The organism is Micromonospora desertarenae, assembly GCF_056150265.1.
Genome location: NZ_JAXCFQ010000015.1, coordinates 1 through 21,440, shown reverse-complemented (window position 1 = coordinate 21,440; position 21,440 = coordinate 1). Strand labels below are relative to the sequence as shown.

21 protein-coding genes and 1 pseudogene are annotated in these 21,440 nt (G+C 75.6%); 11 read left to right on the top strand and 11 right to left on the bottom strand.

Annotation, left to right across the window (positions count from 1 at the left end; translation table 11 throughout):
- Positions 1 to 15 precede the first annotated feature (15 nt).
- On the bottom strand, positions 16 to 2,145 hold the full coding sequence (locus tag SM577_RS25935; RefSeq protein WP_302922928.1) for an ATP-binding SpoIIE family protein phosphatase: 2,130 nt from the start codon (positions 2,143 to 2,145) through the stop codon (positions 16 to 18).
- A 189-nt stretch (positions 2,146 to 2,334) separates the two neighbouring features.
- Here SM577_RS25935 and SM577_RS25930 point away from each other — a divergent pair, with 189 nt between their 5' ends.
- On the top strand, positions 2,335 to 3,177 hold the full coding sequence (locus SM577_RS25930) for a mechanosensitive ion channel family protein (RefSeq protein WP_302922952.1): 843 nt from the start codon (positions 2,335 to 2,337) through the stop codon (positions 3,175 to 3,177).
- Positions 3,178 to 3,239: 62 nt separating this feature from the next.
- On the opposite strand, the gene SM577_RS25925 is transcribed toward SM577_RS25930, so the two are convergent.
- Complete coding sequence (locus SM577_RS25925; protein ID WP_302922929.1) at positions 3,240 to 3,617, bottom strand: DUF6401 family natural product biosynthesis protein; 378 nt, start codon at positions 3,615 to 3,617, stop codon at positions 3,240 to 3,242.
- A gap of 163 nt (positions 3,618 to 3,780) precedes the next feature.
- On the opposite strand from SM577_RS25925, the gene SM577_RS25920 reads away from it, so the two are divergent.
- On the top strand, positions 3,781 to 4,230 hold the full coding sequence (locus tag SM577_RS25920) for a hypothetical protein (RefSeq protein ID WP_302922930.1): 450 nt from the start codon (positions 3,781 to 3,783) through the stop codon (positions 4,228 to 4,230).
- Here the strand turns inward: SM577_RS25920 and SM577_RS25915 are convergent.
- Entirely contained in the window at positions 4,227 to 4,439 is a 213-nt protein-coding gene (locus SM577_RS25915; RefSeq protein ID WP_302922931.1) for a hypothetical protein, read from the bottom strand. The genes SM577_RS25920 and SM577_RS25915 overlap by 4 nt on opposite strands.
- 153 nt (positions 4,440 to 4,592) lie before the next feature.
- Here SM577_RS25915 and SM577_RS25910 point away from each other — a divergent pair, with 153 nt between their 5' ends.
- A complete protein-coding gene (locus tag SM577_RS25910; protein WP_474588198.1) occupies positions 4,593 to 5,840 on the top strand; it encodes an MFS transporter in 1,248 nt (415 codons plus the stop codon).
- 86 nt (positions 5,841 to 5,926) lie between these two features.
- Here the strand turns inward: SM577_RS25910 and SM577_RS25905 are convergent, their stop codons facing one another.
- From SM577_RS25905 to SM577_RS25890, 4 genes are all read right to left on the bottom strand, one after another.
- Positions 5,927 to 6,187: a hypothetical protein gene (locus SM577_RS25905; protein WP_302922933.1), complete on the bottom strand. Its 261-nt coding sequence runs from the start codon at positions 6,185 to 6,187 to the stop codon at positions 5,927 to 5,929.
- Positions 6,188 to 6,354: 167 nt separating this feature from the next.
- Positions 6,355 to 6,816: an SRPBCC family protein gene (locus SM577_RS25900; protein ID WP_474588197.1), complete on the bottom strand. Its 462-nt coding sequence runs from the start codon at positions 6,814 to 6,816 to the stop codon at positions 6,355 to 6,357.
- Between the two features lie 52 nt (positions 6,817 to 6,868).
- Positions 6,869 to 7,285, bottom strand: a complete 417-nt coding sequence (locus tag SM577_RS25895) for a DUF2795 domain-containing protein (protein ID WP_302922935.1) — start codon at positions 7,283 to 7,285, stop codon at positions 6,869 to 6,871.
- A 46-nt stretch (positions 7,286 to 7,331) separates the two neighbouring features.
- Complete coding sequence (locus SM577_RS25890; protein WP_302922936.1) at positions 7,332 to 8,312, bottom strand: YihY/virulence factor BrkB family protein; 981 nt, start codon at positions 8,310 to 8,312, stop codon at positions 7,332 to 7,334.
- A gap of 175 nt (positions 8,313 to 8,487) precedes the next feature.
- Between SM577_RS25890 and SM577_RS25885 the strand changes: the two genes are divergently transcribed.
- Positions 8,488 to 8,907, top strand: a complete 420-nt coding sequence (locus tag SM577_RS25885; protein ID WP_109905607.1) for a ChaB family protein — start codon at positions 8,488 to 8,490, stop codon at positions 8,905 to 8,907.
- 55 nt (positions 8,908 to 8,962) lie between these two features.
- On the opposite strand, the gene SM577_RS25880 is transcribed toward SM577_RS25885, so the two are convergent.
- Positions 8,963 to 10,396, bottom strand: a complete 1,434-nt coding sequence (locus tag SM577_RS25880) for an aldehyde dehydrogenase family protein (protein ID WP_474588196.1) — start codon at positions 10,394 to 10,396, stop codon at positions 8,963 to 8,965.
- A gap of 72 nt (positions 10,397 to 10,468) precedes the next feature.
- Between SM577_RS25880 and SM577_RS25875 the strand changes: the two genes are divergently transcribed.
- Positions 10,469 to 12,073: a phytoene desaturase family protein gene (locus SM577_RS25875; protein WP_474581829.1), complete on the top strand. Its 1,605-nt coding sequence runs from the start codon at positions 10,469 to 10,471 to the stop codon at positions 12,071 to 12,073.
- A 140-nt stretch (positions 12,074 to 12,213) separates the two neighbouring features.
- Here the strand turns inward: SM577_RS25875 and SM577_RS25870 are convergent, their stop codons facing one another.
- The 3 genes from SM577_RS25870 to SM577_RS25860 all read right to left on the bottom strand — a co-directional run bounded on the left by SM577_RS25870 (position 12,214) and on the right by SM577_RS25860 (position 14,557).
- Positions 12,214 to 12,981, bottom strand: a complete 768-nt coding sequence (locus tag SM577_RS25870) for a polyprenol monophosphomannose synthase (protein WP_302922938.1) — start codon at positions 12,979 to 12,981, stop codon at positions 12,214 to 12,216.
- Positions 12,982 to 13,112: 131 nt separating this feature from the next.
- A complete protein-coding gene (locus SM577_RS25865; protein ID WP_302922939.1) occupies positions 13,113 to 14,114 on the bottom strand; it encodes an SDR family oxidoreductase in 1,002 nt (333 codons plus the stop codon).
- Positions 14,111 to 14,557 carry an SRPBCC family protein gene (locus SM577_RS25860; RefSeq protein WP_302922940.1) on the bottom strand — a complete coding sequence of 149 codons (447 nt, stop codon included), beginning with the start codon at positions 14,555 to 14,557 and terminating at the stop codon, positions 14,111 to 14,113. The genes SM577_RS25865 and SM577_RS25860 overlap by 4 nt, the downstream gene beginning before the upstream one ends.
- 261 nt (positions 14,558 to 14,818) lie before the next feature.
- Between SM577_RS25860 and SM577_RS25855 the strand changes: the two genes are divergently transcribed.
- The 6 genes and pseudogenes from SM577_RS25855 to SM577_RS25830 all read left to right on the top strand — a co-directional run.
- Positions 14,819 to 16,555 (top strand): HAD-IIIA family hydrolase, encoded by a 1,737-nt coding sequence (locus SM577_RS25855; RefSeq protein ID WP_474588245.1) that lies wholly within the window; start codon positions 14,819 to 14,821, stop codon positions 16,553 to 16,555.
- Positions 16,552 to 17,529 (top strand): glycosyltransferase, encoded by a 978-nt coding sequence (locus tag SM577_RS25850; protein WP_474583004.1) that lies wholly within the window; start codon positions 16,552 to 16,554, stop codon positions 17,527 to 17,529. Before SM577_RS25855 ends, SM577_RS25850 begins: the two co-directional genes overlap by 4 nt.
- Complete coding sequence (locus SM577_RS25845; RefSeq protein ID WP_474583003.1) at positions 17,514 to 18,731, top strand: glycosyltransferase; 1,218 nt, start codon at positions 17,514 to 17,516, stop codon at positions 18,729 to 18,731. The genes SM577_RS25850 and SM577_RS25845 overlap by 16 nt, the downstream gene beginning before the upstream one ends.
- Positions 18,731 to 19,414, top strand: coding sequence for a D-sedoheptulose-7-phosphate isomerase (locus tag SM577_RS25840; protein ID WP_474583002.1), 684 nt, complete (start codon positions 18,731 to 18,733; stop codon positions 19,412 to 19,414). Before SM577_RS25845 ends, SM577_RS25840 begins: the two co-directional genes overlap by 1 nt.
- Before the next feature lie 11 nt (positions 19,415 to 19,425).
- Positions 19,426 to 20,928 (top strand): annotated as a pseudogene (locus SM577_RS25835) (PfkB family carbohydrate kinase); the annotation flags it as partial.
- 86 nt (positions 20,929 to 21,014) lie between these two features.
- A partial coding sequence (locus SM577_RS25830; RefSeq protein WP_474588195.1) for an SDR family oxidoreductase occupies positions 21,015 to 21,440 on the top strand: 426 nt, incomplete at its 3' end.

Below are 21,440 nucleotides of genomic sequence, written 5' to 3'. Positions count from 1 at the left end.
CGACGCCCCCGGGCGTCAGTCGGACGGCAGCAGGATCTCGAACCAGACGGTCGACCCGCGTACGGTCGGGTCCGTCCCCCAGGCGTCGCTGAGCTCCTCGATCAACCCGAGCCCGCGCCCCCGGCTGCTCAACGTGTCGGTCTGCGCCCGGGTGACGGTGCCCCGGGTGCCGGAGTCGGCGACCGACACCAGCAGCCGCTCCGGGCTGAGGTCGATCTCCACCCGGGCGGCGGTGCCGGCGTGCAGCAGCGCGTTGGTGGTCAGCTCGCTGGTGCAGAGCACCGCCGCGCCGATCACCGACTCCGCCACCTGCCACTCGGTGAGCTGCCCGGTCATCCAGTGCCGCACCCGGCTCGGCGCGGTCGGCTCCGCCGGCACCTCCATGCTCGCCGACCGGCTCGGCCGCAGCGCGTGCTCCACGGCGAGCACCGCGACGTCGTCCTCGGTGGCGCCGGGCACCGCCGCGCTGGCCACCGCGCACAGCGCCCGCGGGTCCCCGCTGCCCGCGCCGGCCACCGCCTCGGCCAGCGAGCCCAGGCCGGTGGCCAGGCCCTGCCGCCGCCGTTCCACCACGCCGTCGCTGAACAGCAGGAGGGTGTCGCCGGGCGCGAAGCGCACGGTGGTGGTGGCCGGCCGGGAGCCCAGCCCGAGCGGGGCGCCGGTGGGCACCTCCACGTACTCGGCGAGCGGCTCGCCGTTCGGGGGGCAGCGCCGGATCAGCGGGGCCGGGTGGCCGGCGCTGGCCAGGGTGAGCCGCTGCCGGTCGGCGTCGACCACCCCGAGCACCACCGTCACGAAGAGCTCGTGCGTGCCGGCCTCGGCGCCCAGGCTGGTGACCAGCCGGTCGAGCCCGGCCAGCACGGCGTCCGGCCGGGGGTCGCTGAGCGCCAGCGCGCGCAGCGCGGCCCGTACCTGCCCCATCCGGGCGGCGGCCTGCACGTCGTGCCCGGCGACGTCGCCGAGCACCACGCCCAGTTCACCGCCGGGCAGCAGGAAGGCGTCGTAGAAGTCCCCGCCGGCGGCGTTGCCGTCCACTCCGGGGTCGTACCGGGCGGCGATCCGCAGCCGGGGCAGGTCCGGCAGGTGCTCCGGGAGCATGCTGCGTTGCAGCAGCTGGGCGGTGCCGTGCTGGGTCTCGAACCGGCGGGCCCGCTCGGCCGCCTGCCCGGCCAGCTCGGCGGCCGCCGCCAGCAGCGCGCGCTCGGCGGCCGACCAGCTGTGCGCCGCCTGGTAGCCGACCGCCAGGCCGCCGCGGACCACCGAGGCGCGCAGCGGCACGGTGGCCAGCGCCCGGATCTTCTGGTCGTGCCGGTCCACCGCGGTCTCCCGCAGCGGCTGCCCGTCGGCGGTGAAGTGCGGCACCCCGCTGCGGGCCGCGGCCACCACCGGTGCCGGCCAGTCCGCCGGGGTGCGCCGCCACAGCGGCGGCAGCCGCTCGTCGGCCTCGTCCAGCAGTTCCCCGCGGATGCGCCGGACCAGCCGCCAGCCGCCCCCGCCCTCGTCCACGGCGAAGGTGACCAGGTCGGCGTCGAACGAGGTGATCGCGTAGCGCAGCGCGACCCGGGCCACGTCGTCCAGGGTGAGAGTGCCGGCGAGCGCGGCGGAGAAGTCGCTGAGGCTCTGCAACTGCTGGGTGACCTGGGTGGTCTCCGCCGCCACCGCGAGCACCCCGACGATCCGGCCGGCGCCGTCGCGGACCGCTGAATAGCCGCGGGTGAAGACGACGTGCTCGACCACCCCGGAGCCGCGGCGGTGCAGCGGCAGGGTGGTCTCCTTCTCCAGGAACGGCTCGCCGGTGCGGTAGGTGTGCTCGACCGCGTCGCCGAAGCCGGGGGCCCGCCAGACCTCGGCGAACACCTCCGGGGCCGGCCGGCCGATCGCCTCCGGGTGCTTGTCGCCGATCAGCTCGGCGTAGCCGTCGTTGTAGAGCAGCAGGAAGTCGTCACCGAGGATGAGGGCCATCGGCACCGGGGAGGCCAGCACCACGTCGACCGCCGCGCGCAGGGTCGGGTCCCAGGTCTCCGGCGCGCCCAGCGGGGTGCCGGCCCAGTGGTGCCCGAGGACGGCGGTCGCGGCACCCGGGGCGGTCGGCGCCCCGGAGACCGGCGCTGGTGGCGTGGGGACGCGCCCGACCGTTCCTGGCATGACCGCAGCCTAGCCCGAGCACCGGTCCGGCATTCCGGATCATCCGCCGCGCGTCGCGTCGTATGCCTGTTCATGCAGGTCAGGGGCGGTCTGCCGCGGCATGTCGGGAAAAACGTGGTGACCGGCGCGGCGTGCCGGGTGAGTGACGGGGTAAGCGCGCGGCGCAGACCATGCGACAGGAGGGACATCATGCCGGAAACCCTGGCGGTCAGGCAGGTCGACATCGGCGATGCCGTGGCCGACATGTGGAGGTCGGTGCTGTTGTTCATACCGAGGGCCATCGCGTTCATCGCGATCCTCGTGGTCGGATGGCTCATCGCCAGAGCCGTCCTGAAGATCGTGGACACGGTACTGGAACGGGTGAACTTCGACCGGGCCGTCGAGCGCGGCGGCATCAAGCGCGCACTGGAACGCACGAAGTACGACGCCAGTGACATCCTGGCGAAGCTGGCGTACTACGCCGTGTTGCTGTTCACCCTGCAGTTCGCCTTCGGCGTCTGGGGCCCGAACGCGATCAGTGACCTGATCTCGGGCGTGGTCGCCTGGCTGCCGCGGGCCTTCGTGGCGATCGTCATCGTGGTGGTGGCGGCCGCGATCGCCAACGCCGTCCGGGACCTGGTCAGCGGCGCGCTCGGCGGGCTGTCGTACGGCCGGATCCTGGCCGACCTGGCGGCGATCTTCGTCATCGCGCTCGGTGTGATCGCCGCGCTCAACCAGGTGGGGATCGCCACGACGGTCACCACGCCGGTGCTGATCGCGGTGCTCGCCACCGTGGCCGGCATCCTGATCATCGGTGTCGGCGGTGGCCTGGTGCGGCCGATGCAGAACCGCTGGGACCGCTGGCTGGACCGGATGGCCGAGGAGTCGCGGGCGGTGCAGGCGCACCGGCAGGCCCAGGCGGCCGGTCGTGGCGACACGGAGCGGCAGATGGCCGACCGGGCGGCGCAGCCCATGCGCGAGCAGTCGATGGCCGGCGGCGGCACCTACCAGTCCGGCGCGGCGAGCGACGAGACGCAGCAGTTCCGTCGCTGAGCGGCGCCCGTACGCACCGAGGAGGGTGTCCGCCGGTGGCGGGCGCCCTCCCGGGCGTCCGCTCAGAGCGCCGGGAGCGGACCCGGGGCCGGCCTGCCGAGCGCGCTGGACAGCGCGCAGACCGCGAGCAGCCGGGTGAGCGGCCAGTCGGGTTCGGACCAGTCCACCGGCCCGCTCGGCGGCTGCCAGCCGTGCTCCAGGGCGGCGGAGCGCACCCCTTCGGCGTAGCCGGCGAGCGCGGCGGCGCTCAGCGGCCGCCGGTCGCCGGCCAGGCTGTCCCGCACCGCGGCGGCGTGCTGGTCGACCAGGGCGAGCAGGCCCGGCCGGGCGGCCGCGGCGGCCAGGCCGTCGGCGCCGATCGCGGCGGTGAGGGCGGCGAGGGTGGACCGCGCCGAGTCGACGACGGCACGGGCGGCGACCCGGTTCGACGGCACACGCATGGGGAACGAGGCTAGCCAACCGACCGCCCCGGCGACCTCGGCCGCTCGGGCGGTCTCGGTTCCTCCACCGGTCGGCCGGTGCCGGCCGAGGGGCTTAACCGGGCGTTCGCGGGGCACTAGGAGAACCGCCCGGAGCGGGCCGACCGATACCAGGGAGGGACGGATGGGACAGCAGCCGGACGGCCCCGACGAGGCCCACCGCCGGCCGGCCGGGGTCAGCGACGAGACGGTGGCCGCCCTCGGCAAGCTCAGCGAGGCGCTGGAGTGCGTGGAGCGGGTCCGCGGCCACCTCTACTCGCTGCACCAGCTGGTCGGGCACGCCGACCTGATGCTGGACGACGCGGTGGAGATGTTCCGCGCCGCCGGGCACCCCGACATCGCCGAGCGGATCGTCACCGACCTGCTCGGCCGCAACGTCATCGCCGGGCGGTGGACCTTCCAGATCGTCGAGGACTTCGACGACGGCTACTACGCGCTCTTCCGGGACCTGGACCGGCAGGCCCGCGACCAGCTGGTCGGCGGCCGGCGGCACCTGTACGAGGCGGAGATGAAGGAACGCCGCCGGACCAAGGGCCGCCCCGGACACGAGGCGCGGCCGGGCGCCGCGGGCTAGTCGCCGGAGTGGGCGTCGGCCGGCCGGCGCCGGGCGGCGTCGTCGGCGATGATCACGGTCGCCACCATCAACGCGACGCAGAGGCTGAACAGCCAGGAGCTGTCTGAGACCAGCTTGGCGGAGACCGGCGCCTGGATGGCGGCGAGGAGGAAGCCCAGCCAGGCGAGGCGGCGCTGACGCGTGGTGAGGATGCCGGAGCCCTGTTGCATCCCGAAAGTCTTACGCGGTGATCCGGGCTTGCCGTCAGCCGAACGGCCGATTCTGGATGAGCTGTCCGTTTTCCCGACCGTCCGGACGGTAATTCTGCACCCGCCGGGGGAGGGCCCGGGCCGGCGCCGGCGGCTGGGGCAGGATTGTCGTCCGTGCCCACCACCCCGCGACCCCGCGCCGCCCTGCTCCTGCTGGCCTACCTCGCCTTCGTCAGCCTCGGCCTGCCCGACGGCCTGATCGGGGTCGGCTGGCCGTCGATCCGGGTGGATTTCGGCGTGCCCACCGAGGCGGTCGGCCTGGTGCTCACCGCGGGCACCGTCGGGTACCTCAGCTCCAGCGTGCTCGCCGGCTTCACGCTGGCCCGGCTCGGGGTCGGCCGGCTGCTGGCCGGCAGCACGCTGCTGGCCAGCCTGGCCCTGACCGGGTACGCCACCACCCCCGCGCTGGCCCTGATGGTCGGCTGCGCGCTGCTGCTCGGGCTCGGCTCGGGCGCCATCGACTCCGGGCTCAACGCGTACGCGGCGGGCGCCTTCGGTCCCCGGCACATGAACTGGATGCACGCCTTCTTCGGCCTCGGCGTGGCGATCGGGCCGCTGATCATGACCGGGGCGCTCAGCGGCGGGCTGTCCTGGCGGTGGGGGTACGGGGTGGTGGCCGCCGCCCAGCTCGTGCTGGCCGCGGCGTTCGCGCTGACCGTACGCGCGTGGCGGGACCGTGCGCCGGTCCCCGGCGCCGCGCCGGCCGCGCCGGGGGAGGGCGGTCTGCCGGCGGAGGTCCGGGTGCCGGCCGCCGGCCCGGACGGGGCGCCGGCCGCGGTGGCGGTCGCGCCGGTGCGGGTACGCGAGACGCTGCGCCTGTCGGCGGTCTGGTTCGGCGCGCTGGCGTTCGCCGTCTACGTGGCGATCGAGGTGGCCGCCGGGCTCTGGGCGTTCCTGCTGCTCACCGAGGGGAGAGGGCTGGGCGCGGCGGTCGCCGGGCTGTGCGTGTCCGGTTACTGGGGCAGCCTGTTCCTGGGCCGGGTGGTGCAGGGGGTGGTGGCCGAGCGGCTGGGTGCGCCGGTGGTGCTGCGGGCGAGCCTGCTCGGCATGGCGGCCGGCGCGGCGCTGATCGCGCTGCCCGGGCCGGCCTGGCTCGCCGTGGCCGGGCTGGCCGTCGTCGGCTTCGCCGCCGCCCCGGTCTTCCCGCTGCTCACCCTCACCACCGTCGACCGGGTCGGCCCGGCGCACGCGGACCGGACCATCGGGCTCCAGATCGGCGCGGCCGGGCTGGGCGGGGCGCTGATCCCGGCCGGGATCGGGGTGCTGCTCGGCAACACCTCGGTGGAACTGCTCGGCCCGGCGCTGCTCCTGCTGGCCCTCGCCCTCGTCGCCCTGCACACCGCGAGCACCCGCCGCCGCTGACCCGCCCGCCGCCGCTGACCACCCGGCATCGCCGCTGACCCGCTCGGGCGGATCCGGGCGCGGCGACGCCGGGAGTCCGGCGAGCGCTACAGGGTGTCGGGGCCGGTGCGGCCGGTGGTGGAGGGGCGGTAGGCGCGTTCCCGGTCGGTGGGCTCGCGGCCGGCGCCGGCCGGTTCCCCACCCCGGTCCACCGCCTCCGGCCCGTGGCCGAACGCGGCCTCCTCGCCGGCGTCGTTGGCGGTCACGTCGTCGGCCTGGCCGTCCAGGGTCGACCGCGCGACGGCTCTGTCCAGTTCCTCCAGGGAAGTCCGTTCCTCGTTCCGCCACACCTTGTTGTCGTCGGTCATGCCATCGCGGTACCCCGGCCCGGTTGGCGCAAACGACACGCCCGGGACGGCCGGGCTGCCGCTCACCCGCCGGCCTGCTGCCGGTCACCGGCCGGCCGGCGGGTCCGGACACGGCGATGGCCGCCGGGAGCACCGGCGGCCATCCGAGTTCGGTTCCGAGGGGTTGGTCAGGGCTGCGGGCGGTCGACCTTGCCGCGCCAGGCGCCGGTCTCCTGACCGCGCCGCTCGATGAACTGCTTGAACCGCTCCAGGTCGCCCTTGGCCCGCCGGTCGACGATGCCGAGCTTGTCGCCGGCCTGCTCGACCACGCCGTGCGGCTCGAACTCCAGCTGGAGGGTGACCCGGGTGTGCTCCGAGTCGAGCCGGTGGAAGGTCACCACCCCGGCCTGCTTGGTGCCGCCGGTGGACCGCCAGGCCACCCGCTCGTCCGGAAGCTGCTCGGTGATCTCGGCGTCGAACTCACGCTTCACCCCGGCGATCTCGACCGTCCAGTGGGTCATCGTGTCGGAGAGCTGCCGGACCTCCTGCACCCCCTCCATGAACTGGGGGAACTCCTCGAACTGGGTCCACTGGTCGTACGCGGTGCGCACCGGGACGGAAACGTCCACGTGTTCGGTAACGCCACTCATCAGGCATCCTCCTCTTCTCCGCCGGATCGGTCCGGATCGTGGGGCGGTCCGGTCACCAGCGGGTCGTCTCGTTCTTGTGGCCGAGCGCGGCCCACACCTCCGAGACCGTCTCGTACCGGGTCCCGTCCGGCAGGCGCTCCAGCTCGGCGACGATGTCGTCGGGCGCGTCGTTGTCCCGCGCGTTGGCGATCAGCGCCGCGCGGTCACCGGGCAGGGCCGCCATGGTGATGAACCGCCCGAGCCGGCTGCGCCGCTCGACGTCCTGCGAGCTCATCCCCTTCGGCGCGCCGGTGCGCAGCTCACCCGCCGGTGCGGTGGTCGCCTCCGGCTGGTCCTCGCCCGCCGGTTCCGGCACCCGGGCCTCGTCGACCCGGGAACCACCGGTTCCCGGCCCCTGCACGAGGCCGCTGACCTCCTGGCTCATCTGCTCGTCGAGCCTGGGTCCGTGCTTGCTGTTGCCACGCTCCATGCCTGTTGCGCTACCCGGGGGGACCGGCGATAAACCCGGCAAGCGGTCACGTACCGGCCGGCTGCTTCGGCGGCAGCACCGGTTCCGCGGGGTCCGGATCGCCGGCCTGGAGTGCCCGGCCGCGCTGCAACTCGGCGTTGATCTGCACGCCCAGCATCAGCGCCGAGTTGGACAGGTAGAGCCAGACCAGGAACGCGATCACCGCGCCGAGGCTGCCGTAGGTGGCGTCGTACGAGCCGAAGTTGGCCACGTACAGGCCGAAGCCGAAGCTGGCCAGCACCCAGGCGAGCAGGGCCACCGCGCCGCCGGGGGTGAGCCAGCGGAAGCGGGGCTGGCGCACGTTGGGCGCGATCCAGAACAGCAGCGAGAGCAGCACCATCATGATCGCGGCGAGCACCGGCCACTTGCTCACGCTCCACACCGTCCGGGCCAGCCCGCCGGCGTTGATCAGGTCACCCACCGCGTCGGTGACCGGGCCGCTGACGATCAGCCCGGTGGCCACCACGGCGAGCAACACCAGCGACACCCCGGCCAGGCCGATCTGCAACGGGCGCAGCTTCCAGACCGGCCGCCCCTCGGTCACCCCGTAGATGGCGTTCGAGGCGCGGGTGAACGCGCCGATGAACCCGGAGGCCGACCAGAGCGCGCCGAGCAGGCCGAAGCTGAGCAGCACCCCGGCCGAACTCTCCTGGTCGACCACGTCACGGACCACCCCGACGAAGCTCTCGTTGCCCACCACCGACCCGGCGCCGATCTCCCGGGCCAGGTCGAGCACGGTGTCGACGGTCCGCTCGCCGTCGGAGACCAGCCCGACCAGGGAGACCACCACGATGGTGGACGGGAAGAGCGCCAGCACCCCGTAGTAGGTCAGCGCGGCGGCCCAGTCCGCGCAGTTGTCGGTGACGAAGTTGCGCGCGCTGCGGACCAGCACTCCGCGCCAGGTCCGCCAGCTCAGTTGGCGTACCCGGCGGGGCATCCGCAGGCCGCGCTGGGTGCCGGGTGCCGCGCCGGGCTCCGTCGTCGTCATGGCCCGCTCCCTGTGCCCCGGCCACCGGATGACCGGTCCATCCGGCTTCGCCTGGCCCCGCCGGTACCCAGGCCCGCCGGCCGGCAAACGGGCCCCTCGGGCGGGCGCGGTTTGCGCCCGGAATCCTCGGGAACTCATACCGGTCACACGGAACCGTCGAACGGAGGAGGACGAGATGCCCGGGCGCGAGGTACTGCCCAGCACGCTGCGGCGCTCCCCGGCGAAGGCCCAGCGCACGTGGGAGAAGACGCACGACTCGGCGGTGGAGACCTACGGCGAGGGGGAGCGGGCGCACCGGACCGCCTTCGCCGCGGTGAAGCACGAGTTCGAGAAGGTGGGCGACCACTGGGAGCCCAAGGGCCGCAAGGGCCCGAGCGACCGCCAGGCGGCCGGCGGCGGGCCGGAGCGTCGGGCGCCCACCGCCGGTGGGGTGGACGCCAACGCCACCAAGGACCACCTCATGAAGGTCGCCCGCAAGCTGGACGTCCCGGGCCGGTCCAGCATGACCAAGCCCGAGCTGGTCAAGGCGATCGAGAAGGCGAACAACCGGCAGACCGCCAAGGCCCGGGAGAGCGGCCGGTCGCGGAGCCGGTGACATCCGGCGTACGACGACAGGGGCGGCTGTCCGGACCGGACAGCCGCCCCTGGTGTCACCAGTGGCCGCCGCCCGGGGCCTCGATGTGCACCGCCTTGGTCGCGGTGAACTCGTCCAGCAGTTCCGGGCCGTACCCGAAGCCGTGGCCGCTGCCGCGGCGCGGATGCGCGGCACCGCCCGGCGCCCCGCCGAAGACCGCGTTGACCTTCACGGTGCCCACCGGCAGCTCGCGCCAGGCCCGCTGGGCGTGGCTCATCGACCCGGTCAGCACCGTCGCGGCCAGCCCGTACGGCGAGTCCGCGGCGCAGCGCAGCGCCTCGCTGAACGAGTCGACCACCACCACCGGGACGACTGGTCCGAACGTCTCGTCGCGTACCACCGCCATGTCGTGCCGGCAGTCGGCCAGCACGGTCGCCGGATAGAACGCCCCCGGGCCCTCCGGCAGGGTGCCGCCGGCGCGGATCCGGGCGCCCTCGGCCACCGCCGCGGTCACCTGACCGTGCACGTGGTCGCGGTGCCGGCGGTCGACCAGCGGCCCCAACTCGGTCGCCGGGTCGCGGCCGGGGCCGGTCCGCAGCGCCCGGGCGCGGTCCACCAGCGCCTCGACGAAGTCCTCGGCCACGTCCCGGTGCACGTAGACGCGCTCCACCGCGACGCAGATCTGGCCGGCGTTGGCGAACGCCCCGATCGCCGCCTGCTCGGCCGCCCAGACCGGGTCGACGTCGGCGTCGACCACCAGCGGGTCGCTGCCGCCGTTCTCCAGCAGCACCTTGGCGCCGGTCCGGGCGGCGGCCGCCGCGATCGCCCGGCCGGTGGCGGTGGAGCCGACGTGGGCCACCACGTCCACCTCCTGGGCGGCCAGCGCCGCGCCGACCTCGGGCCCGCCGGTGAGCAGCGACAGCACCCCGGCGGGCAACGCGCTGTCCAGCGCCTTGGCCAGCAGCCAGCCGGTGGCCGGGGTGCGCTCGCTCGGCTTGTAGAGCACCACGTTCCCGGTCACCAGGGCCGCGCCGAGCAGCCCGCAGGAGACCGCCACCGGGTCGTTCCACGGGGTGATCGCGGCGACCACGCCGCGCGGCTGCGGCGCCATGAAGTCCAGCGCGTGGTGGCCGCCGTGCAGGGTGCGCCCGCCCCGCACCGGGGCGAGTTCGGCGTACTGTCGCAGCGTGCCGATTCCCGCCTCGACGCCGCCGCGGGCGTCCGCCAGCGGCTTGCCCATCTCGGCCGTGGTCGCCTCGGCCAGCTGGTCGGCGACCGCCGCCACCGCGTCCGCCGCCCGGTGCAGCGCCGCGGCCCGCTCGGCCGGATCGGTCGTCGCCCACTCCGTCGCGACGCCGCGCGCCGCCTCCACCGCCTTGCCCACCTCGTCCGCCGTCGCCAACGGCACGGTGCTCACCGGGGTACCGTCCGCCGGGTCGTGTACGACCAGCTCGCCCCCTTCGCCACCCGCGCCCCACACGCCACCTATGAGCTGCGCAACCGTGTACATGCGGCAGTGGATGCCCCGGTCCCGGCGAGGCAAACGCGTTTCGCCCGGTTCCGCGTCGGGTAGGCGGATCGGATGAGTTCCACCGGCGCGGAGAGCGCGGACGCCGTCGTCGTCGGGGCCGGCCACAACGGCCTGGTGGCCGCCAACATGCTGGCCGACGCGGGCTGGGACGTCCTGGTGCTGGAGGCCACCGCCGCGGCCGGCGGCGCGGTCCGCTCGGCCGAGGTGACCGCCCCCGGCTACCTGAGCGACCTCTACAGCTCGTTCTACCCGCTCGGCTACGCCTCGCCGGTGCTGCGCGGGCTGGAGTTGGAGCGCCACGGCCTGAGCTGGCGGCACGCCCCGGACGTGCTGGCCCACCTGTTCCCCGACGGCCGGGCGGCGGTGCTCAACCGGGACCCGCAGGTCACCGCGGCCTCGCTGGAGGCGTTCGCGCCGGGCGACGGCAAGCGCTGGCTGAACGCGTACACCGACTGGCTCGAGGTGGCCGAGCCGATGCTGGACACCATCACCACGCCGTTCCCGCCGGTGCGCGGCGGCCTCACGCTGCTGCGCCGGCTGCGGGTCTCCGGTGCGCTCCGGCTGGCCCGGCGGCTGGTGGTGCCGGTGCGCAAGCTCGGTGACGAACTCTTCGACGGCGTCGGCGGCCCGGCGCTGCTGGCCGGCTGCGCCCTGCACACCGACCTGTCGCCCGAGGAGGCCGGTTCCGGGGTGTACGGCTGGCTGCTGGCGATGCTCGGCCAGCAGGTCGGCTGGCCGGTGCCGGCCGGCGGCGCGCAGCGGATCACCGACGCGCTGGTGGACCGGCTGACCGAGCGGGGCGGGCGGATCCTCTACGGCGCCCGGGTGGACCGGGTGCTGACCGCCCGCGGCCGGGCGATGGGGGTGCGCACGGCCGGCGGGACGCTGTGGCGGGCCCGCCGCGCGGTGCTCGCCGACGTGCCGGCCCCGGCGCTCTACCTCGACCTGGTCGGCGCGGCGGCGCTGCCGCCCCGGCTGGTGGAGGACCTGGCGCACTTCCGCTGGGACGGCTCGACGCTCAAGGTGGACTGGGCGCTGTCGGCCCCGGTGCCGTGGCGCAATCCGGCGGTGGCCACCGCCGGCACCGTGCACCTCGGCGCCGACCTGGACGGGCTGACCAGCTACGCCGCCGCGCTGGCCCGCTCCGAGCTGCCGCGCGACCCGTTCCTGCTGCTCGGGCAGATGTCGGTGGCCGAGCCGAGCCACTCGCCACCGGGCACCGAGTCGCTCTGGGCGTACACCCACCTGCCGTTCCGCCGCAACTGGCGGGCGGAGGAGATGCTGGCCCAGGTGGAGCGGATGGAGGACGTGCTGGAGGCGGCCGCCCCCGGCTTCCGGAGCCTGGTCGTCGGCCGGCACGTGGCCGGCCCGGCGGACCTGGAGGCGGGTGATCCGAGCCTGGTCGGCGGCGCGGTGGGCGGTGGCACCTCGGCCGCGTACCAGCAGCTGTTCCTGCGGCCAATCCCCGGCCTGGGGCGCGCGGACACGCCGGTGGACCGGTTGTTCCTGGCCAGCGCGTCGGCGCACCCGGGCGGCGGGGTGCACGGCGCGCCGGGCGCGAACGCGGCGCGCGCCGCGCTGGCCCGCGACCGGGCCGGCACCGGCCGGCTGTACGCGGCGGTCGTCGACGCCGCCCATCGCGCCATCTACCGCTGATCCCGCCCGTCGGCGGCGTCCCGCCGGCAGCGGCGCGGGCCGAACCCGGCAACCCGCTGGCGCCCGCTGCCCGGCCGGGCCCCGTGAAGCCGTGACCGGACCAGCGCCGGTCGGCGCCCGGCGCCGAACCGGCCGCCCGGTCAGCGCTCGATGTGGCGGTGCTTGCTGCGCAGCTTGAACGGCATCAGCGCGCTTTCGATCTTGGTGGCGGTGGTCATCTTGGACGCGCCGTCGCGGCGCTCCTCGAAGCGGATCGGCACCTCGAGGATGGTGTGCCCGAGCTTGGTGGCGAGGTAGTGCATCTCCACCTGGAAGCTGTAGCCGTTGGACTGCACCCGCTCCAGCCCGATGTCCCGCAGCGCGTCCGCCCGCCAGATCTTGAAACCGGCGGTGAGGTCGCGGATCCGCACCCGCAGCAGGGTGTGCACGTAGAGGTTGGCCCAGCCACTGAGCGCCCGCCGGTACAGCGGCCAGTTCTCGTCCAGCTCGCCGCCGGGCACGTACCGGGAGCCGATGACCACGCCGGCCTGGGTGGAGAGCAGCGCGCCGAGCATGCCGGGCAACGCCTCCGGCGGGTGCGACAGGTCGGCGTCCATCTGCGCCACGTACTCGGCGCCGCCGTCGAGCGCGCGCCCGATCCCGTCCACGTACGCCCGGCCCAGGCCCTCCTTGCCGGCCCGGTGCACGACCTCGATCCGCTCCGGGTGCTCGATCGCCAGCTTGTCGGCCACCTCGCCGGTGCCGTCGGGGGAGTTGTCGTCGGCGACCAGGATCCGCAGGCCCGGCAGCGGCAGCGCGAGGAGCCGCTCGACCAGCACCGGAAGGTTGCCCGCCTCGTTGTAGGTGGGGACCACGACGGTCAGGCGTGCGTCCCGCCAGGGCGAGGGCAACTGCACGGGTTCGATCATGTCGGACATCCTCGGTTTGCGGACAGGGCTCCCTGAGAGGGTAGCCACTTGCCACATCACGGTGGAAAAGGCTCCCCGTCCGGGCGGCCGGCGCCGGGCCGAACACCGGCCGCCGGCGCGCCGGCGGCCGGTCAGCGACGCCGACGCGCCAGCCCGGTGAGGGCGAGCCCGACACCGGCGAGGAGCAGGCCGGAGACGGCGGGCTTGTGCGTACCGACCCAGAGCGCGGCGGAGCGGCCGCGGGCCCGGTCGGTGAACACCCCGGCCGCGCCCCGGTCCCGCTCGTCGTCGCCGGGGTGGTCGAGGTTGTCCCGCCAGGTGTCCGGGTCGACCGGGGTGCCGGTCTGCTGGCTGTCGTAGCCGTCGCGGGCGAGCTTGCGGTCGAGCAGGCCGGGCAGCAGCGCGTCGCCGAGCCGGGCCCGCCAGGTCGGGCCACCCACGTTCAGCTCACGCGGCCGGTGGTCGGCCGCCCACACGATGGCCCGGGCGGCCACCTCCGGGGCGAAGATCGGCGGCACCGGCTGCGGGTGGCGGGGGAGCCGGGTGCGCACCCAGGAGAACTGGGGGGTGTTGATCGCCGGCAGCTGCACCATCGACAGCGTGACCCCCGGGCAGTCGTGCAGCAGTTCGGCCCGGAGCGAGTCGTTGAAGCCCTGCACGGCGTGCTTCGCCGCGCAGTACGCGGACTGCAGCGGGATCCCCCGGTAGGCGAGCGCGGAGCCGACCTGCACGATCGCGCCCCGGCCGTGGGCCCGCATGTGCCGCAGCGCGGCCAGCGTGCCGTGCACGGTGCCGAGGTAGGTCACCTCGGTGACCCGCCGGAACTCGGCGGCGGTGATCTCCCACGCCGGCGCGAAGACCGAGACCATGGCGTTGTTGACCCACACGTCGATGCCGCCATACCGGTGCACCACGGCGTCGGCGGCCTGCTGCACCGCGCCCGCGTCGGCCACGTCGACCGGGTGCGTGCTGACGTCGGCGGCGCCCAGGGCCCGGCAGTCCCGCTCGGCGGCGGCCAACCCGGCCGCGCCCCGGGCCAGCAGCGCCAACCGCGCGCCCCGCGCGGCGAACGCCCGGGCCACCGCCCGGCCCACGCCCGCGCTCGCCCCGGTGACCACCACCGTCTGCGTCATTCGTCCGCCTTCTGCCGGGTGGCGATGTCGGCGAGGCGGCGCAGCGTCTCCTTGTTGCGCTGGTGCAGCACCAGGTCGTTGAGCTTGTTGCGCACCCAGCGCAGCGGTCCGGCCGCGAAGTCCTCACCGATGCGGACCCGGGTCCTGCCGTCGCCGACCGGCTCCAGGGTGAAGGCCACGATCGCCTCACCCGCCGGCCAGAGCCCGGCGGAGATGGTGAGCCGGTGCGGCGGTTCGCAGGCCAGCACCGTCGACGAGTCCTCCAGCGAGAACGGCCACGGCCCGGCCCGGTGGTGCAGTTCGCTGCCCACCCGCGGCCAGGCGTCGTCCACGTCGCGGACGTGCACCGTCCCGACCACCCAGTCGCTGTACGTCCAGCCGTCGGCCAGCACCGCCCACACCTGCTCCGGCGGGGCGTCGATCACTTTCTCCACAATCGCCACTGCGCTCCCATACCCGCGTGGCCGCCCTCGCTAACGACCGGGCCGGGTTAGCTTCTCCGGGGCGGCGGGTAAGGCCAGCGCGGGCGGACGGGTGGACGCCCCGGGCGCGCGCGGTGCGGCACCGCGTCGAAGATGATGTTTACTCCCCGGGGCGCAGGGAACCCGCCGGCTGTGCGACAGGACCAGGTGGAGCCGGATCAGTGCAGGTCAGCCGGGGTGAACGCCGGTGCTGGCCGGTCCGGGCCCGTCCTGTTCGACGCGGTGTTGCTGGATCGGGACGGGACGTTGGTGGAGGACGTGCCGTTCAACGGTGATCCGGAGAAGGTGCGGCCGGTGCCGGGGGCGCGGGTGGCGTTGGATCGGTTGCGGGCGGCGGGGTTGCGGCTGGCGGTGGTGACGAACCAGTCGGGGTTGGCGCGGGGGTTGTTCACCGAGGCGCAGATGCGGGCGGTGCACGCGCGGGTCGAGCGGTTGTTGGGGTCGTTCGATGCGTGGTTGGTGTGTCCGCATGATGACGGTGACGGGTGTGGGTGTCGTAAGCCGTTGCCGGGGTTGGTGTGGGCGGCGGCGCGGGAGTTGGGGACGACGCCGGCGCGGTGTGTGGTGGTGGGGGATATCGGGCGGGACGTTGCGGCGGCGTTGGCGGCCGGGGCGTCGGGGGTGTTGGTGCCGACGCCGGTGACCCGCCCGCAGGAGGTCGCGGCCGCGGGGTGGGTGGCCGCCGATCTGCCGGCGGCGGTGGACGAGATCCTGCGCCGGCAGGCCGCTGTCGATCCGGCCACCTACCGGTCGGCTGCTGCCACCTCGGTCTCCCCGCCGCCTGCCACCACCGGTGCCGCCGTCGGCGGGGCGGGGACGCGTTGCGGCGCCGCTGCTGCGGGTGGGCGGGGGCGGACGGTGTTGGTGGTGCGGTCGGACTCGGCCGGGGACGTGCTGGTCACCGGGGCGGGTATCCGGGCGGTCGCGGCCGGCGCGGACCGGGTGGTGCTGCTGTGCGGGCCCCGGGGACGCGCGGCAGCGGACCTGCTGCCCGGAGTCGACGCCGTCATCGAGCACCCGCTGCCCTGGATCGAGGCCACTCCCGACCCGGTCGACCCGGCCACCATGCACACCCTCACCGACCGGCTCACGGCCGTCGACGCGGACGAAGCGGTGATCTTCACCAGCTTCCACCAGTCCCCCCTGCCCCTGGCCCTGCTGCTACGCATGGCCGGCGTACCGCGCATCGCCGCGATCAGCGACGACTACCCCGGCAGCCTGCTCGACATCCGCCACCGCGTCCCTGTCGGCGTCCCCGAACCCGAACGCGCCCTCTCCCTCGCCGCCGCCGCCGGCTACACACTCACCGACGACGACGAACCCACCCTCCGGCTGCGCCCGGACGCGGTGCCACCGCCCCCGGCGGGGCTCGGTGATCCGGGCTACGTGCTGCTGCACCCCGGTTCGGCCGCCCAGGCCCGGGGCTGCCCGCCCGAACTGGCCGAGCGGATCGCCCGGACGCTGGTCGCCGCGGGTCACCGGGTGGTGGTGACCGGCGGCCCGGACGAGACCGACCTGACCGCCCGGGTCGCCGCCGCCGGCGCGGTCGACCTCGGCGGGCGGACCGACCTGGCCCAACTCGCCGCCGTCGTGGCAGGCGCCGGGGCCCTGGTGGTGGGCAACACCGGCCCGGCGCACCTGGCGGCCGCGTTCGGCACGCCGGTGGTCAGCCTCTTCGCCCCTACCGTGCCGTTCGGACAGTGGGGGCCCTGGCGGGTGCCCACCGTCCGCCTCGGCGACGCCACCGCCGCCTGCCGGGACACCCGGGCCGCCCGCTGCCCGGTCCCCGGGCACCCCTGCCTCAGCGGGGTCCGGCCGGAGCAGGTCCTCGACGCGCTGCGGCTGCTCGGCGTACGCCCGGCGGGGCGGCCGGACGCGCGGGCCGCGACGGACGGCCGGCCGCCGCCGACGCGAGCCGGCGCGGCCCCGGTCGGCGCCGCCGGCGGGAGCGGCCGATGAACGTCCTGCTCTGGCACGTGCACGGCTCATGGACCACCTCGTTCGTGCACGGCAAGCACCGCTACCTGATCCCGGTCACCCCCGACCGCGGCCCCTACGGCCTCGGCCGCGCCCGCACCTACCCCTGGCCCGACACCGCCGTCGAGATCACCCCCGACCACCTCGCCACCACCGACGTCGACCTGGTCATCCTGCAACGACCCGAGGAACTCGACCTCGCCACCGAATGGCTCGGCCGCCGACCCGGGCACGACCTGCCCGCCATCTACGTCGAACACAACACCCCCAAGGACGGCCAGGTGCCCAACAGCCGGCACCCGATGGCCGACCGCGACGACCTGCTCATCGCGCACGTGACCGGGTTCAACGAGCTGTTCTGGGACACCGGCGCGACCCGGACCACCGTGGTCGACCACGGCATCGTGGCCCCGACGGTGGAGTACACCGGCGAACTGGACCGGCTCGCCGTGGTGATCAACGAGCCGGTGCGGCGCTGGCGGGTCACCGGCACCGACCTGCTGCCCCGGTTCGCCGAGATCGCGCCGCTGGACGTCTTCGGCATGGGGGTGGCCGGGCTGCCGGAGCGGCTCGGCCTGCCCGCCGACCGGGTCACCGTCCACGACGACGTGCCGCAGGCCCGGATGCACACCGAGCTGGCGCGGCGGCGCGCGTACCTGCACCTGTGCCGGTGGACCTCGCTCGGGCTGAGCCTGATCGAGGCGATGGCGATCGGCATGCCGGTCGTCGCGCTGGCCACCACCGAGGCGGTGATGGCGGTGCCGCCGGGAGGCGGTGCGCTGTCCACCCGGGTCGACGTCCTGCTGGACGCCGCCGGCCGGTTCCTGGCGGAGCCGGCGGCGGCGCGTCGAGCGGGCGCCGAGGCCCGGGTGGCCGCGCGGGACCGCTACGGGCTCGACCGTTTCCTCGCCGACTGGGACCGGCTGCTGGAGGAGGAAGTATGCGCATCGCGATGATCTCGGAGCACGCCAGCCCGCTCGCCATCCTCGGCGGCGAGGACGCCGGGGGCCAGAACACCCACGTCGCCGAACTCTCCGCGGCGCTCGCCGCCGCCGGGCACGAGGTGCGGGTCTACACCCGCCGCGACGCGGTCGACCTGCCCGTGACGGTACGCAGCCCGGACGGCTACGACGTGGTGCACGTGCCGGCCGGGCCGGCCGAACCGGTGGCCAAGGACGCGCTGCTGCCGCACATGAAGGACTTCAGCACCTGGCTGGTGCAGCGGTGGCGGGGGGACGACTGGGCACCCGAGGTGATCCACGCGCACTTCTGGATGAGCGGCCTCGCCGCGCTGGCCGCCAGCCACCAGACCGGCGTGCCGGTGGTCCAGACCTACCACGCGCTCGGCACTGTCAAGCGGCGCTACCAGGGCGTACAGGACACCAGCCCGGCCCGGCGGGTGGCCTACGAGCGGGAATTGGGCCGGTCCGTCGACCGGGTCGTCGCGCAGTGCCAGGACGAGGTCGGCGAGCTGGTCCGGATGGGGGTGCCCCGGTCCCGGATGACCGTCATCCCGTCCGGGGTCAACCTGGGCACCTTCGCCCCGCTCGGCCCGGTCGCCGACCGCGAACCCGGCCGGCCGCGGATCCTCACCGTCGGCCGGCTGGTGGAGCGCAAGGGCTTCCAGACCGTGATCCGGGCGATGGCCCTGGTGCCGGACGCCGAGTGCGTGGTGGTGGGCGGCCCGCCGGCCGGCCTGCTGGAGACCGACCCGTACGCCCGCCGGCTGCGGGCGCTCGCCGGCACCTGCGGGGTGGCCGACCGGGTGCGCCTGGTCGGCGCGGTGCCGCGGGAGGAGATGGGCCGCTGGTACCGCTCGGCCGACATCCTGGTGGCCGCGCCCTGGTACGAGCCGTTCGGGCTCACCCCGCTGGAGGCGATGGCCTGCGGCGTGCCCGTGATCGGCACCGCCGTGGGCGGCATCAAGGACACGGTGGTCGACGGGGTCACCGGGGACCTGGTGCCGGCCCGGGACCCGCGCGCGCTCGGCACCGCGCTGCAACGCCTGCTCGACGACCGGATCCGCCGGTTCGCGTACGCCACCGCGGCGCTCGAACGGGCCCGGCGGCGCTACTCCTGGGCGGCGACCGCGGACCGGCTCGCCGAGGTCTACGACGAGGTGGCCGCCGTGCACCGGCCGACCCGGGTGGTGGCCTGATGACGGCGGGCACCCTGCTCGACGCCCACCTGGCGAACCTGGCCGCGGCGCTGCTGCCGTACCGGCAGTGCGAGCAGCTGCTGGCCCGGTGGGGTGAGACGCTGGCCCACCGGCTGGTGGCCGGTGGTCGGCTGCTGGTGGCCGGCAACGGCGGCAGCGCCGCCGAAGCCCAACACCTCACCGCCGAACTCGTCGGCAAACTCCGCGACGACCGCCAACCCCTGTCCGCCATCGCCCTCCACGCCGAAACCAGCGCCCTCACCGCCATCGGCAACGACTACGGCTACGACCAAGTCTTCGCCCGCCAGGTCCGCGCCCACGGCCGACCCGACGACATCCTCCTCCTGCTCTCCACCAGCGGCACCAGCACCAACCTCCTGCACGCCGCCCACGCCGCCCACGACACCGGCCTACGCTGCTGGGCCTTCACCGGCCCCACCCCCAACCCCCTCGCCGACGCCTGCCACGACACCCTCGCCATCCCCTCCGACGACAGCCAGATCGTCCAGGAACTCCACCTCGTCTCCACCCACCTGCTCTGCGAATACGTCGAGCAGGCGCTGCCGGCGGCGCTGGCCGCGGCGGCGACCCGCCGTGGCACGCCGGCCGGGCACACCCGCTCGGGGCGGCCGGTGCGGACCGGGGTCGAGGTGGTGCTCGACGGTGGACAGGTCGAGGCGTGAGGAGGGCAAGCGTGGCGGGACCCGTGGTGGTGGTCGGTGACACCCTGCTCGACCGGGACGTCGAGGGGGTGGTCAACCGGCTCTGTCCGGACTCTCCGGTGCCGGTGCTGGACGAGACCGGGTACGTCGACCGGCCCGGCGGCGCCGGCCTGGCCGCGGTCTTCGCCGCCGCGCAGGGCGCGGAGGTGGTGCTGGTCACCGCGCTGGCCGACGACGCCGGGGGCGCCCGGTTGAGTTCCCTGCTCACCGCCGCCGGCGTGCAGGTGTACCCGCTCGGGCTGGCCGGCGCCACGCCCGAGAAGATCCGGCTGCGGGCCCGTGGGCGGGTGCTGCTGCGGCACGACCGGGGCGGCCCGCCCGGCGATCCGGGGGAGCCGTCCGACGCGGTGCTGCGGCTGCTCGCCACCGCCTCCGCCGTGCTGGTCAGCGACTACGGCCGGGGGGTGGCCCGGCAGCCGGCGCTGCGCGCGGCGCTGGCGGACACCCGCGCGCCGGTGGTGTGGGACCCGCACCCGCGCGGCCCGGCCGCGGTGCCCGGGGTGCACCTGGCCACCCCGAACGAGGCGGAGGTACGGGAACTGGTGCCCACCCCGCCGGGCGGGTCCCGGCTGGCCACCGCGTCCCGGGGCGCGCAGGGGCTGCGGCGGCGCTGGCGGGCCGGCGCGGTCGCGGTGACCCTGGGTGGGGACGGCGCGCTGCTCTGCCACGCCGGGTCGACGCCGCTGGTGGTGCCCTCGCCGGCCGCCGCCGAGGGGGACACCTGCGGTGCCGGCGACCGGTTCGCGGCCACCGCGAGCGTGGCGCTGGCCCGGGGCGCGCTGGTCTCCGAGGCGGTCCAGGAGGCGGTCGGCGAGGCGTCGGCGTACGTGGCGAACGGGGGAGTGGCGACCGCGCTGCCCCCGCCGGCCGGTCCGGCGCCGGTGTCGGTGGTCAGCGCCGGGGACGGGGTCGGGGTGGCCTCGGCCGCGACGGTGGTGGCCCGGGTCCGCGCGGCCGGCGGCACCGTGGTGGCCACCGGCGGCTGCTTCGACCTGCTGCACGCCGGGCACGTGGCGACGTTGCAGGCCGCCCGCCAGCTCGGCGACTGCCTGGTGGTCTGCCTCAACTCCGACGCCAGCGTGAGCGGCCTGAAGGGGCCCGACCGGCCGGTCATCCCGCAGGGCGACCGGGCCCGGCTGCTGGCGGCACTGAGCTGCGTCGACGCGGTGATGATCTTCGACGAGCCGACCCCGCACGCCGCGCTGTCCTGGCTGCGTCCGGACGTCTGGGTCAAGGGCGGCGACTACGCCACCGGAGCCGGCGACACCTCGGCGCTGCCGGAGGCGGAGATCCTGCGCCGCTGGGGCGGGCACACCGTGGTGGTGCCGTACCTGGACGGGCGCTCCACCACGGCGATGATCGACGCGGCCCGGTCCACCGGTGGCCGGTCCGGCGACGCCTGCTGCGCCGCCTCGGCCGGGCACGCCGCGGCCGAGCCCGGGCCGCCGGCCGGCGCGGGACCGGCCGACGCGGCCGCCCGGGCGACGGATCGGCGGCTCACCGACACCGTGCCGCCGCCCGGGGCGTCCACCCGCCGGCCGACCCCGTCGGACGGCACCCGGTGAGCGGGGGGCCGCCCGGCGCCGGGCCGACAGTCCTGATCACGGGCGGGTCGAGCGGGCTGGGCGCGGCGGTGGTCACCGCGGTGGCCCGGGCCGGTGGCCGGCCGCTGGTGCTGGACCGGCGGCCGCCGGCGGACGGGGTGCCGTGGGTGGAGTGCGACCTGGCCGACACCCGGGCCGCCGAGGCCGCCACCCGGCAGTTGGCCGAACGCTCCGGTGGCCTGGACGCGGTGGTCACCGCCGCCGGCATGGACGTACCGGGCAAGCTCGCCGACGTCCCGAGCGAGACCTGGGAGCGCATCGTCGCCGTGGACCTGCTCGCCACCGCCGCGGTGATCCGCGCCGCGCTGCCGTTCCTGGAGGCCTCCCGCGGCACCATCGTCACGGTCGCCTCCACGCTGGGCATCAAGGCCGTCAGCGACGCC